Raw genomic sequence first — 13,804 nt, 5'->3', positions numbered from 1 at the left:
TAGTAGCCTCCTTTAATAATCTATTTTCCTAAACAGAATTGAGAGAACAACTGATCAATTAAGCTTTCGTGAACAGCATCACCAATAATTTCACCTAATAGTTCCCACGTTCTTGTTAAATCAATTTGGACGATATCGATTGGAACACCACTTTCAATGCCTGTGATGGCCTCATCGATAGCTCCTCTTGCTTGCGTTAAAAGCGCAATATGTCTCGTATTAGATAAATATGTTAAATCTTGAGATTCAATTGTCCCTCCAAAGAAAAGAGCTGCGATTGCTTCTTCAAGCTGATCTACTCCTTGTTCTTGAAGAAGCGAAGTCGTCACTATTGGATGATCACCAGCAAATTGCTGCACTTCCTCTAGATTAATTTTTTGCTCAAGATCTGTTTTATTCACAATCACGATAACGTCCATGCCTTTTACAGCTTCAAATAGCTTTTTATCTTCGTCCGTTAGTTCTTCATTAAAATTCAACACAAGCAAAATTAAATCTGCTTCTTTCAAATACTGACGAGAGCGTTCCACACCAATTCGTTCTACAATATCTTCTGTTTCACGAATTCCAGCTGTATCAACTAATCGCAGAGGAACTCCTCGCACATTGACGTACTCTTCGATTACATCTCGCGTCGTTCCGGGAATGTCTGTGACAATGGCCTTTGCATCTTGCACTAAACTATTTAGAAGAGAAGATTTCCCTACATTAGGACGTCCAATAATAACCGTAGCCAATCCTTCTCTTAAAATTTTCCCTTGATGAGAGGTTTGAAGAAGCTTATCAATTTCTTGGCGTACATTTGAAGCTTTTTCAATCAATACTTGGTGAGTCATTTCCTCTACATCGTCATATTCTGGGTAGTCAATGTTTACTTCTACGTGGGCAAGTGTTTCCAGAATTTCCTGTCGTAAATGACGTACTAGTTTGGACAAACGCCCTTCCATTTGGCCAATCGCCATATTCATCGCTTTATCTGTTTTGGCACGAATTAAATCCATGACAGCTTCTGCTTGTGATAAGTCTACTCGACCATTTAAAAATGCTCGTTTTGTAAACTCACCCGGCTCAGCTAAACGGGCACCATTTGCAATAACTAACTGCAGCACACGATTAACGGATACGATTCCTCCGTGACAGTTAATTTCAATAATGTCTTCTCTAGTAAATGTCTTGGGACCTTTCATAATGGAAAGCATCACTTCTTCGACGACTTGCTCTGTCTTGGGATCTACGATATGACCGTAGTGAATAGTATGAGAAGCTACGTCTGTTAATCGTTTGTTCGAAACGCTTTTAAAGATACGATCTGCAATCGTAATGGCTTCTTCACCACTCAGGCGGACGATGGCAATAGCTCCCTCTCCCATTGGTGTAGAAATGGCCGCAATTGTATCAAAATCTAACACCAACTTCACCTCATTTCATTTTATAAACCTTTTATTTTAAACGATGTTATATACTATCATCGTTAACAATTTTCCACGAACAAAAACATCTATTTTAAAGCCCGTAATTTGTATGAACCAAATAAATAGAATACCACAATTCACCGATTTGGAACATCTCTAACGTTCTTCTGTTATACACAGTAAGGAAAACAGGCAGTATGTACTATTTTAACTTATCCACATGTGAATAACAACGTATGTAACTTGATTTTTTGAACGCTAGCTTGATAAAAGTAAACATAAAAAAGCACTAGCGCATTTTGCTAGTGCTTTTTTCCGACGGGCTGAACCAAAATACTTCTTTTCGGTTCTTTTCCGACAGAGTGTGTCTCAACTAAAGAATTTTTAGCTAACACTTGGTGAATCATTTTTCTTTCATGCGAAGGCATTGGTTCTAGTTGAACAGATCGATTCGTTTTAATCGCCTGATTCGCTATTTTTAATGCCAGTTTTTCGACCATTTCTTTTCGTTTTTCTCGGTAGCCTTCTGGGTTTAATACAACATTTAAAAATTGCTGACTGTATCGATTAGCTACCAGTTGTGTGAGAAGCTGGAGCGCATTAAGGGTTTGTCCATGTTTTCCAATCAACATTCCCGCAGAATCGCTACTAATCTCAATTATGCAGTTTCTCGAGGTTTTTTTGACGTTCGTATGAATCGAAATCCCCATTTCACGGCTAACATTTGTAATAAAATGAACCGCTTCCTCTACAGGGTCAACTATTTTTGTAACTTTTACAACTGCAGGTTTTCCCTTAAAGATTCCTAAAAATCCTTTTTTGCCTGGTTCAATTATTTCTACATTTGTTTGATTTCGCTCTACTTCTAAAGCATCTAATGCTTCTTGAACAGCAGCTTCAATCGTCTGGGCCGTAATTGTGATTTCGTTCATTTTTTAACCCCTTCAATATTCGCTTGTTTTAAGTCTGGCCCTTTAATGAAGTAGGTTTGAATAATCATAAATAGATTTCCCACTACCCAATAAAGAGATAAGGCGGCTGGAAAATTGATTGCAAAAACTACAATCATGATCGGCATAACCCAAAGCATCATAGCCATTTGAGGATTTTGACTTGCATTCCCGGCCATCATCATCTTTTGCTGAATAAACGTTGTGATTCCTGCGACAATTGGTAAGATAAATAGCGGGTCACGCGCACCTAAATCAAACCATAAAAAGCTGTTGTTTGCGATTTCCGACGTTCGTGTAATCGCGTGGAAAATCCCAATAAGAATGGGCATTTGAATTAGAATTGGAAAGCACCCAGCTAAAGGATTTACTCCGTAAGTTTGAAATAATGCCATCGTTTCTTTCTGCAATTGCTGCTGCGTCTGGGCATCTTTTGAACTGTACTTCTCCTTTAACTTCTGCATTTCGGGCTGAAGCGTCTGCATTGCTTTCGTGTTTCTCATCTGTTTAATCATAAGCGGTAGAATAAGTAAGCGAATCAGGATTGTGACAACGATAATCGCAACTCCATAGCTTTTAAATACCTCCGCCAGATACGTAATGACTAATGACAGCGGATACACAACATACTCATTCCAAAAACCTTTACTATCATCTGTAATAGGTTGGTTAATTTCCGTACAACCCGCTAAAACAGTTAATAGAAAGATAAGCGTTATTCCTAAAAACAACTTCTTCTTCACCTGTTTTTCCTCCTTCTACATGTTCACCTTTCAATTCTGAAAGTGCGTCAAAATCCATTATATAAGGATGCGGTAGAAAAACAACAGCTATTAAAGGGTTTTCTTCTATTGTTTATTAATCGTTTTGTCTATGTGTAAGTAATTTGCCACGCTTAAAGACATGCTGCAAGCTGCTTTTAATTTCTTCATAGCTCATTGTTGCAGCAGGCTGCCTTGCAATTACAATATAATCTTTGTCTTGCTTTAAATACGGTGTGAATTCAAACATAATTTGTTTAGCAAGGCGCTTAACTCGATTACGAGTCACGGCATTTCCAATCTTTTTGCCCACAGAGAATCCTACGCGGAAATGTTCTTGATCCGGTTTGTCTAGAACATACAAGACAAATTGGCGATTCGCTACGGACTTGCCCTTTTTAAAAACTGTTTGAAATTCATCATTCTTTTTTATACGGTATCTTTTTTTCATTTTTAACAACTCCTGCCCTTTTTCAGGTCATGCTCTTATGTAGTCCCTACAGGAACAGAGGTGATTTTAGTCTTATAAAGCGAAAAAAGACCACTGGCGTCAGTGGTCTATTATGCTGATAATACTTTTCTTCCTTTACGACGACGACGAGCTAAAACTTTACGTCCATTCGCTGAGCTCATACGAGCGCGGAAACCGTGTACTTTACTGTGCTTACGTTTGTTTGGTTGGTAAGTTCTTTTCATCTATAAACACCTCCTCGAGGAATAACTGAAAAAGACAGTCCTTGCAATTATAATGAAAAGACTAAGAAGATGTCAATGTTATTTAAAAAATAAAATTTTCAATCTCTTGGTTTCATTATCTGTTTTACTCAATCTTCTTCATTCTAATATCTTTATAACCCAATTGTCTATACCTAATCAATAAAATTCATTGATTTATTAAAGAAAAAATTTTTCCTTTTCATCACTTTTTCTTTCTCTAGCAGCTGCGATCGTATCGTTACTGAACAAAACTACAACAATAAATGTTATAAAAAGCCTCTTTTTTATTCAAATTCTGCTCTTAAACCTTTGTGGATAAGTTTTTTCGACATTTTTCTACTTTTCCATTCCTTATCGACAACTCATGCACACTATCTTGTGTTGTGGAAAACTTTTCTCCACAAGGTGTAGTGATTGTGGATAAGTTTCGAAAATTCATTGCATCATGCCGAATTCTTTGATATTATATTTTTGTTTTCACTCTTAATTACTTTTCCACAGTTGGTTCTTATCCACAAACTGTGGACAACTTGTGGACATCATTTCCACTATCACTGTATAAAGTTATCCACACCATGTGGAATCTGTCGAATAGTCGGCTTTCTTCTATAATATATATTTACCCACATAATAGCAATTGTATAAATATAAATTTTTTATGCATAAGGTTTTGTACAGGTTGTACAAGAGTTGTACAAAGCGCATAAAAGCTAGAAAAAGGAGGGATTGCTCGTTGGAAAACATTCATGATTTATGGAATAGAGCTTTAGATCAAATTGAAAAAAAATTAAGCAAACCTAGTTTTGAAACCTGGCTCAAATCGACAAAAGCTCATGCTTTACAAGGAGACACGCTCATTATTACTGCGCCTAATGATTTTGCACGGGACTGGTTAGAATCTAGGTATTCTAATTTAATTGCTGAAACACTTTACGATCTTACGGGGGAAGAGTTAGATGTGAAATTTATTATTCCTCCTAACCAGGCCGAGGAAGAATTTGATATTCAAACTCCTAAAAAGAAAGTCAATAAAGACGAAGGATCAGAATTTCCTCAAAGCATGCTAAATTCGAAGTATACCTTTGATACATTTGTTATCGGATCTGGAAATCGATTTGCGCATGCAGCTTCTTTAGCAGTAGCAGAAGCGCCGGCTAAAGCCTATAATCCGCTTTTTATTTACGGGGGAGTAGGATTAGGCAAAACACACTTAATGCACGCCATAGGCCACTATGTGTTAGATCATAATCCTGCCGCTAAAGTCGTGTACTTATCATCTGAAAAATTCACAAATGAGTTTATTAACTCTATTCGTGATAATAAAGCAGTAGAATTCCGTAACAAATACCGTAATGTAGATGTTTTACTAATTGATGATATTCAATTCTTAGCAGGTAAAGAGCAAACACAAGAAGAATTTTTCCATACGTTTAATACGCTTCACGAAGAAAGCAAGCAGATTGTCATCTCAAGTGACCGACCGCCGAAAGAAATTCCTACACTTGAAGACCGACTTCGCTCTCGCTTTGAATGGGGCCTTATTACAGACATCACACCACCAGATTTGGAAACACGAATTGCTATTTTACGAAAAAAAGCCAAAGCGGACGGCTTAGTTATTCCAAATGAAGTTATGCTTTATATCGCCAATCAGATTGATTCAAATATTAGAGAATTAGAAGGAGCACTTATTCGTGTAGTAGCTTATTCTTCACTAATTAATAAAGATATAAACGCTGATTTAGCAGCAGAAGCATTAAAAGATATCATTCCTAGTTCAAAACCTAGGGTTATTACGATTCAAGACATCCAACAGATTGTTGGACAAGAATTTAATATAAAATTAGATGATTTCAAAGCGAAGAAACGTACAAAGTCAGTAGCGTTTCCTAGACAAATTGCCATGTACCTCTCTCGCGAATTAACGGATTTTTCGCTGCCTAAAATTGGAGAAGAGTTTGGCGGGCGAGACCATACTACTGTCATCCATGCTCATGAAAAAATCTCAAAACTTGTTCAAACAGATACTGACCTACAAAAACAAATTAAAGAAATAAGTGAATCACTAAAAATATAGGCTTTTTTTACTTGTATTTTGTGTATAAGTGAGTTAGGATTGTACACAGTCTATCCACATGTGGATAGGCTGTGTTCTCACGTTTTTGGGGGTTATCCACATTTCCACAGCCCCTATTACTACTACTATCTTAAAATATAATAAATAATAAGCTTTTAAACCTACTTTTAAGGAGGATTAATTATTATGAAATTCATCATACAGAAAGACTATCTAGTTCAAAGCGTTCAAGATGTTATGAAAGCTGTATCTTCTAGAACAACAATTCCAATTTTAACGGGGATTAAAATTGTAGCGACTGAAGAAGGTGTTACCCTAACCGGAAGTGATTCGGATATTTCAATTGAATCGTTTATTCCAAACGAAGAAGAAGGAAAAGAGATTGTTGATATCCACAAACCTGGAAGCGTTGTTCTCCCAGCTCGTTTCTTTAGTGAAATCGTCAAAAAGCTTCCTAAAGACATTGTAGAATTAGACGTCCAAAGTCACTTTTTAACAATCATTCGTTCAGGAAAAGCTGAATTTAACTTAAATGGTTTAGATGCAGAAGAGTATCCTCATTTGCCACAGATCGAAGAAAACAACATGTTTAGATTACCGACGGACTTATTAAAAAACATGATTCGACAAACTGTCTTTGCAGTGTCCACCTCAGAAACACGACCTATCTTGACAGGTGTAAACTGGAAAGTCGATGGCAAAGAATTAACGTGTATTGCCACTGACAGTCACCGTCTAGCTTTGCGAAAAGCGACCATTGAAACTGGAAATGAAGCAACGTATAATGTGGTTATTCCAGGTAAAAGTTTAAGTGAATTCAGTAAGATCCTTGATGATTCTCATGAATTAGTAGACATTGTTATCACGGAAAATCAAGTATTATTCAAAACAAAACACTTACTGTTCTTCTCAAGATTATTGGACGGAAATTATCCTGATACTTCAAGGTTGATCCCAGCCGATAGTAAAACGGATGTTATATTGAACGTAAAAGAATTCTTACAATCGATTGACCGCGCTTCTTTATTAGCTCGTGAAGGAAGAAACAACGTAGTAAAACTATCTACGCTGGATGAAGGGATTGTTGAAATTTCTTCTAACTCTCCTGAAATCGGAAAAGTAATTGAAGAGGTACAAAGTCAGTCTATCTCAGGAGAAGAATTAAAAATTTCTTTTAGCGCAAAATATATGTTAGACGCATTAAAAGCGCTCGAAGGAACAGATATCAAAATTAACTTCACTGGTGCGATGCGTCCATTTGTCATTCGAACATTAGAGGATGATTCAATGCTGCAGCTGATTTTACCAGTGCGAACATATTAAATCTCAGAAAGCTACTAGCATGCCGTACTAGTAGCTTTCTTTTCTCAAGGAGAATTATTTAGTAAAATAGAGATACATCATTAGAAAGTGAGAGAGTCGCATGAAAACAGAAGTTAAAATTTCAACTGAATACATTACGCTTGGCCAGTTTTTAAAACTAGCAGACGTCATTCAAACAGGTGGAATGGTAAAATGGTTTTTAAGTGAGCACGAAGTATATGTGAACGGGGAGCTAGAAGAGCGCCGCGGACGTAAATTATATGCAAATGACGAAGTGGATATACCGGCTGCAGGATCATTTGTTGTTATTACTTAAAGTTGGTGAAACGTTTGTATATTAAAGAAATTACTTTAACAAATTACCGAAACTATACGAAGACAACGATTCCTTTTGAAAATAAAGTAAACGTCATTTTGGGTGAAAACGCACAGGGTAAAACAAACGTGATGGAATCGATCTTCGTATTATCTATGGCTAAATCTCATCGTACATCCAACGATAAAGAATTAATTAAATGGGACTGTGAGTATGCAAAGCTATCGGGCATTGTAGAAAAGCATAGAGGGCCTGTTACGCTGGATTTAGTCATCTCAACAAAAGGGAAAAAAGCAAAATATAATCACATTGAGCAGAAAAAACTCAGTCAATATATAGGATCAATTAACACTGTCATGTTTGCTCCGGAGGATTTGAACCTAGTTAAAGGGAGTCCGCAAGTAAGGCGCAAATTTATCGATATGGAAATTGGTCAAGTTTCGCCTGTGTACATGCATGATTTAAGCAGGTATCAAAAGATTTTGCAGCAAAGAAATCAATATTTGAAGCAGCTGCAGACAAAAAAACAAACGGATCTTTCACTTTTAGACGTACTTACGTTACAGTTAAGTGAAATGGCGGCGAAAATCTTAAAAAAACGTTTTGAGTTTTTACAGTTACTCCAACAGTGGGCAGAGCCTATTCATAAAGGGATCAGTCGAGGCTTAGAAACATTAAAAATTGAGTATAAGAATTCAATTGATGTATCAGAAGATGCAGATTTGTCGAAAATGTTAGAAGCATATCATCAAAAGTTTGATAAAATAAAAAGTAGAGAAATTGATAGAGGTGTCACCTTAGCAGGACCACACCGTGATGATCTTCTTTTCTACGTTAATGAAAAAGACGTTCAAACATTTGGTTCACAAGGGCAACAGCGGACGACTGCTTTATCGTTAAAGCTTGCTGAAATTGAGTTAATTCATCAAGAAGTAGGTGAATATCCAATCTTGCTTTTAGACGACGTATTGTCTGAATTAGATGATTTTCGTCAATCACACTTGCTAAATACCATTCAAGGAAAAGTTCAGACGTTTGTAACGACAACGAGCATTGAAGGAATTCATCACGAGACCTTAGAAAAAGCCGCTACATATCACGTAGAAGCTGGCCAAATTCAAAAGGTCAAATAGCAATTGATCTGTCTAAAAACTTTTCGCAAGGCAATCTAACTGAAATATGATATCATTATAGTTTTAAGTCTATATAGTTCAACTCGTACCCTCGATTATGAAAATTTTGTGCATAAGTAAACAAATTGCAAATACATTAAAGGCTCCGTATTATTTCCACATAATATTCGAAAAACATAATACAAAATGATAAATACAGCAGTTTGCTGTTAAAAAAAAGTGTAGGTGATACATTTGACGATGGAACAAAAAGAAGTACAAGCATATGAAGCTGATCAGATACAAGTATTAGAAGGATTAGAAGCTGTTCGTAAACGTCCGGGGATGTATATTGGATCGACGAGCGCAAAGGGTTTACATCATCTTGTATGGGAAATTGTAGATAATAGTATTGATGAAGCGCTGGCCGGCTATTGCGATGAAATTAATGTTATTATCGAAAAGGATAATAGTATTACAGTCAAAGATAACGGTCGTGGAATTCCAGTTGGTATTCAAGAAAAAATGGGCAGACCTGCCGTTGAAGTTATCTTAACGGTTCTTCATGCCGGAGGTAAATTTGGCGGCGGCGGCTATAAAGTATCTGGTGGATTACACGGTGTAGGTGCCTCAGTTGTTAACGCACTTTCTACTTCTTTGGAAGTACACGTACATCGTGACGGTAAAGTTCATTATCAAAAATATGAACGAGGTGTACCGGCTGCTGACTTAAAAGTAGTTGGAGAAACAGATAAAACAGGTACTGTTATTCAATTCCGTCCAGACGGTGAAATTTTCACAGAAACGCTTGAATACGATTTTGATACGTTAGCTAATCGTCTGCGTGAGTTAGCTTTCTTAAATCGCGGCATTAAAATTACGATTGAAGACAAACGTGAAGAAGATAAAAGACGTGAATATCACTATGAAGGCGGAATTAAGTCTTACGTTGAGCACTTAAACCGTGCAAAAGAAGTGATTCACGAAGAGCCGATCTATATTGAAGGTAATCGAGACAACATTTCTGTAGAGATTGCTATTCAATATAACGATAGCTATACAAGTAATTTATATTCTTTTGCAAACAATATTCACACATATGAAGGTGGAACACACGAAGCAGGATTTAAAACAGCGTTAACGCGTGTAATTAACGACTATGCACGTAAAAACAGCGTATTTAAAGACAGTGACGCCAATCTAACGGGTGAAGATGTTCGTGAAGGAATTACAGCTATCATCTCTATTAAGCACCCAGATCCGCAGTTCGAAGGACAAACAAAAACAAAGCTGGGAAATAGTGAAGCAAGAACAATTACTGACTCTGTGTTTGCAGAACACTTAGAAACGTACTTGTTAGAGAACCCTATTGTGGCGAAAAAGGTAATTGAAAAAGGTTTAATGGCTGCAAGAGCAAGAATGGCAGCTAAAAAAGCTCGTGAGCTTACAAGACGTAAAAGCGCGCTTGAAATCTCAAACTTACCGGGTAAATTAGCAGATTGTTCATCAAAAGATCCTTCTATTAGCGAACTCTATGTAGTAGAGGGTGACTCTGCCGGGGGTTCAGCTAAGCAGGGAAGAAGCCGTCATTTCCAAGCTATTTTGCCTTTACGTGGTAAAATTATCAACGTAGAGAAAGCGCGTTTAGATAAAATTTTATCTAATAATGAAATTCGTACAATCATTACCGCTCTAGGAACGGGTATTGGTGACGATTTTGATATCTCGAAAGCACGCTACCATAAAATTGTGATTATGACAGATGCAGACGTAGACGGTGCGCATATTCGTACGCTTCTTCTAACGTTCTTCTATCGCTACATGAGACAGATTATTGAGCATGGATATGTCTACATTGCCCAGCCGCCTCTTTACAAAGTTTCACAAGGTAAAAAAGTGGAGTACGCGTACAACGATCGTCAATTAGACGAGGTATTAGCTTCTTTCCCTGAAGGCGCAAAACCAAACCTTCAGCGTTACAAAGGTTTAGGAGAGATGAATCCTGAACAATTATGGGAAACAACAATGGATCCAGAGTTCCGTACCCTTCTTCAAGTAAACTTGCAAGATGCAATTGAAGCTGATGAGACATTTGAAATTTTAATGGGCGACAAAGTAGAACCACGCCGTAATTTCATTGAAGAAAATGCTCAGTACGTAAAAAATCTCGATATTTAAATGAACGGTAATACCCTTTATATTTTTTATAAAGGGTATATAAACGTCAGGATAGAGATAGGTTCTATCCTGCGTTTACATATATATGAATTACTATACTGAACTTCGCGAAGGAGGTTCTTATCGATGTCAGATAAACCAAACTCTCAAATAAGAGAAGTAAATATTAGTCAAGAAATGCGCGCATCTTTTTTAGATTATGCAATGAGCGTAATTGTATCGCGTGCTTTACCAGATGTAAGAGACGGACTTAAGCCTGTGCACCGTCGTATTTTATATGCAATGAATGATTTAGGTATGGGATCGGATAAGCCATATAAAAAATCAGCTCGTATCGTAGGAGAAGTAATTGGTAAGTATCACCCACACGGTGACTCAGCTGTATATGAAACAATGGTTCGTATGGCACAAGATTTTAGCTATCGCTATATGCTAATTGATGGTCATGGAAACTTTGGATCTGTTGATGGAGATGCAGCAGCAGCTATGCGTTATACAGAAGCAAGAATGTCAAAAGTTTCGATGGAACTGTTACGTGACATCAATAAAGACACAATTGATTACCAAGATAACTATGACGGTTCTGAACGTGAACCAATTGTATTACCTGCTAGATTTCCCAATTTACTTGTAAACGGTTCAGCCGGAATTGCGGTAGGTATGGCGACAAATATTCCACCGCATCAGTTAGGCGAAGTCATTGACGGCGTTTTAGCAGTAAGCCAAGACCCTGATATCACAATTGCAGAGTTAATGGAGATTATTCCAGGACCGGATTTCCCAACTGCAGGACAAATTCTTGGCCGCAGCGGAATTCGTAAAGCTTATGAAACTGGAAAAGGTTCTATTATTGTTCGCGCAAAAGTAGAAATTGAAGAACAGAGCAATGGCAAACAAACTATTATTGTTCATGAACTACCATACCAAGTAAATAAAGCAAAGCTAATTGAAAAAATTGCCGAGCTAGCTCGTGATAAGAAGATTGATGGGATTACGGATTTACGAGATGAGTCTGACCGTTCGGGTATGCGTATTGTTATTGAAGTAAGACGTGATGCAAATGCAAATGTTTTATTAAACAACTTATATAAGCAGACATCTCTTCAAACAAGTTTTGGTATTAACACCCTTGCATTAGTAGATGGACAGCCAAAAGTATTGAACTTGAAGCAATGTCTACAGTACTACTTAGACCATCAGGTAGTGGTTATTCGTCGTCGTACTGAATTTGAGCTTCGAAAAGCAGAAGCACGTGCGCATATTTTAGAAGGTTTAAAGATTGCTCTTGATAATTTAGATGCTGTTATTGCTTTAATTAGAGGTTCTCAAACAACAGATATTGCACGTGAAGGATTAATGACTCAGTTTTCGTTATCTGAAAAACAAGCGCAAGCTATTTTGGATATGCGCCTACAGCGTTTAACAGGATTAGAGCGAGAGAAGATTGAAGCGGAATATCAATCTCTATTAGCGCTAATTGCTGAATTAAAAGCTATTTTAGCAGATGAAGAAAAAGTATTAGAAATTATTAGAGAAGAACTAATAGAAGTAAAAGAAAGATTCAATGACGGACGTCGAACAGAAATCGTAAGCGGAGGAGCGGAAATTATTGAAGACGAGGATCTGATTCCTCGCCAAGATATTGTTATTAGCTTAACGCACAACGGCTATATTAAACGTTTGCCTGTTTCTACGTATAAGAGTCAGCGAAGAGGCGGAAGAGGTATTCAAGGAATGAATACAAACGAAGATGATTTCGTTGAACATCTTCTAACAACTTCTACTCATGATACGATTCTCTTCTTTACAAATAAGGGAAAAGTCTATCGGACAAAAGGATACGAAATTCCAGAGTACGGAAGAACGGCTAAAGGGATACCTATTATTAACTTGTTAGAAGTAGACAAAGGTGAGTGGGTAAATGCCATCATTCGCGTCGATGAATTTGTAGACGATTGGTATCTATTCTTTACTACAAAACAAGGAATTTCTAAGCGTACACCTTTATCTTCTTTTGAAAACATTCGAAATAGCGGACTTATCGCCTTGAATTTAAGAGAAGAAGATGAATTGATTTCTGTTAAATTGACAGATGGTAAGCGCGATATGGTTATTGGAACGAAAAAGGGTATGTTAATTCGTTTTAATGAAAATGATGTTCGTTCAATGGGACGTACAGCTACTGGAGTTAAAGGGATCACTCTCGATTCAGAAGATGAAGTAATCGGTATGGAGATTCTCGAAGAACAATCAGATGTCTTGATCATTACGAAAAATGGTTACGGAAAACGTACGCCGATTGAAGAATATCGTGTACAAACAAGAGGCGGTAAAGGTTTAAGAACATGTAATATCACTGATAAAAATGGTGATGTTGTCGCACTGAAATGCGTATCTCAAGAAGAAGATATTATGCTTATCACAGTAAGCGGCGTTCTTATCCGTGTTTCTGTTTCAGATATTTCACAGATGGGCCGTAACACACAAGGTGTCAAAGTCATCCGTTTAGGAGACGAAGAGTTTGTTTCAACGGTTGCAAAAGTACAAACTTCAGAAGATGAAGACGAAGTTTTAGACGAATTAGATGAACATGAAGAGACAGATATAATAATTGAAGCTGAAGAAACAGAAGAATAAAAAAAGCCCCTGAAAAAGCAGGGGCTTTTTTTATGTAAAAAACCTTGCCATAGGCTTTTGATTTTGGTAATATATAAAAAGTCAGCAAAACATATATGAGTTTTTTAGTAGTTTTAAAAAAGTTATATAAAAGTGTTGACAACGATTCTTATAAAGTGTTATTATATAGGAGTCGCTTTAAGACAAGAGTTCTTTGAAAACTGAACGAAATAGTAAACGTCAACGTTAATTTTTATTTTTTAAATGAGCAAGTCAAACATTTCTTCGGAGAGTTTGATCCTGGCTCAGGATGAACGCTGGCGGCGTGCCTAATACATGCAA

Annotated in this window: 11 protein-coding genes and 1 rRNA gene; 7 read left to right on the top strand and 5 right to left on the bottom strand. The window is 37.0% G+C overall.

From position 1 onward, the window contains the following. Positions 1-20: 20 nt before the first annotated feature. From mnmE to rpmH, 5 genes are all read right to left on the bottom strand, one after another. Entirely contained in the window at positions 21-1,409 is a 1,389-nt protein-coding gene (mnmE, locus tag ACFX40_RS17145; RefSeq protein WP_013085566.1) for a tRNA uridine-5-carboxymethylaminomethyl(34) synthesis GTPase MnmE, read from the bottom strand. 305 nt (positions 1,410-1,714) lie between these two features. After that, positions 1,715-2,344, bottom strand: a complete 630-nt coding sequence (jag, locus tag ACFX40_RS17140) for an RNA-binding cell elongation regulator Jag/EloR (protein WP_050691086.1) — start codon at positions 2,342-2,344, stop codon at positions 1,715-1,717. After that, positions 2,341-3,105, bottom strand: a complete 765-nt coding sequence (spoIIIJ, locus tag ACFX40_RS17135) for a YidC family membrane integrase SpoIIIJ (RefSeq protein ID WP_028409767.1) — start codon at positions 3,103-3,105, stop codon at positions 2,341-2,343. The genes jag and spoIIIJ overlap by 4 nt, the downstream gene beginning before the upstream one ends. A 115-nt stretch (positions 3,106-3,220) precedes the next feature. Beyond that, complete coding sequence (gene rnpA / locus ACFX40_RS17130; RefSeq protein ID WP_013059929.1) at positions 3,221-3,574, bottom strand: ribonuclease P protein component; 354 nt, start codon at positions 3,572-3,574, stop codon at positions 3,221-3,223. Between the two features lie 110 nt (positions 3,575-3,684). After that, positions 3,685-3,819, bottom strand: coding sequence for a 50S ribosomal protein L34 (rpmH, locus tag ACFX40_RS17125; RefSeq protein WP_013059930.1), 135 nt, complete (start codon positions 3,817-3,819; stop codon positions 3,685-3,687). Positions 3,820-4,573: 754 nt separating this feature from the next. Between rpmH and dnaA the strand changes: the two genes are divergently transcribed. The 7 genes from dnaA to ACFX40_RS17090 all read left to right on the top strand — a co-directional run. Then, entirely contained in the window at positions 4,574-5,917 is a 1,344-nt protein-coding gene (gene dnaA / locus ACFX40_RS17120) for a chromosomal replication initiator protein DnaA (protein WP_028409768.1), read from the top strand. Between the two features lie 186 nt (positions 5,918-6,103). Next, positions 6,104-7,240 (top strand): DNA polymerase III subunit beta, encoded by a 1,137-nt coding sequence (gene dnaN, locus ACFX40_RS17115; RefSeq protein ID WP_028409769.1) that lies wholly within the window; start codon positions 6,104-6,106, stop codon positions 7,238-7,240. A 100-nt stretch (positions 7,241-7,340) separates the two neighbouring features. Continuing rightward, positions 7,341-7,556 (top strand): S4 domain-containing protein YaaA, encoded by a 216-nt coding sequence (gene yaaA, locus ACFX40_RS17110; RefSeq protein WP_013054822.1) that lies wholly within the window; start codon positions 7,341-7,343, stop codon positions 7,554-7,556. Positions 7,557-7,570: 14 nt separating this feature from the next. Beyond that, positions 7,571-8,689 carry a DNA replication/repair protein RecF gene (recF, locus tag ACFX40_RS17105; protein WP_028409770.1) on the top strand — a complete coding sequence of 373 codons (1,119 nt, stop codon included), beginning with the start codon at positions 7,571-7,573 and terminating at the stop codon, positions 8,687-8,689. A gap of 240 nt (positions 8,690-8,929) precedes the next feature. After that, a complete protein-coding gene (gyrB, locus tag ACFX40_RS17100) occupies positions 8,930-10,846 on the top strand; it encodes a DNA topoisomerase (ATP-hydrolyzing) subunit B (RefSeq protein ID WP_028409771.1) in 1,917 nt (638 codons plus the stop codon). Between the two features lie 126 nt (positions 10,847-10,972). Continuing rightward, on the top strand, positions 10,973-13,483 hold the full coding sequence (gene gyrA, locus ACFX40_RS17095) for a DNA gyrase subunit A (protein WP_013054825.1): 2,511 nt from the start codon (positions 10,973-10,975) through the stop codon (positions 13,481-13,483). A 261-nt stretch (positions 13,484-13,744) separates the two neighbouring features. Further along, positions 13,745-13,804: ribosomal RNA gene (locus tag ACFX40_RS17090) — 16S ribosomal RNA — on the top strand; the annotation flags it as partial.

It is taken from the genome of Priestia sp. YIM B13552 (assembly GCF_042787775.1).
In the GTDB taxonomy this organism is placed as follows: Bacteria; Bacillota; Bacilli; order Bacillales; family Bacillaceae_H; genus Priestia; species Priestia megaterium_E.
The sequence above is the reverse complement of the archived record's forward strand: the minus strand, read 5'-3'. Positions and strand labels throughout refer to the sequence as shown.